Raw genomic sequence first — 255 nt, 5'->3', positions numbered from 1 at the left:
CCAGGGTCCCCTTCGTCTAGAGGCCTAGGACACCGCCCTTTCACGGCGGTAACAGGGGTTCGAATCCCCTAGGGGACGCCACTTATCTGTTGATGCCGACAGGGGCCGGGCGGTGTAGACACCGCGCGCTCTATGCACGGCCACAACAGGGCGCCAATCCCGTAAGGGACGCCACTTATTCGCTTTGTTACAAAGCAAAAGTGGGGCTATAGCTCAGCTGGGAGAGCGCTTGCATGGCATGCAAGAGGTCCACGG

1 tRNA gene is annotated in these 255 nt (G+C 60.4%); it reads left to right on the top strand.

The window, feature by feature from the left end:
• Nucleotides 1-5: 5 nt before the first annotated feature.
• A tRNA-Glu gene (locus FCL40_RS18485) sits at nucleotides 6-81 on the top strand.
• The last annotated feature ends 174 nt before the right edge of the window (nucleotides 82-255 follow it).

This window comes from Ferrimonas sediminicola (genome assembly GCF_005116715.1).
Lineage (GTDB): Bacteria > Pseudomonadota > Gammaproteobacteria > Enterobacterales > Shewanellaceae > Ferrimonas > Ferrimonas sediminicola.
Note: the sequence above shows the minus strand (reverse complement) of the source record. Positions and strands in the feature narration are given on the sequence as shown.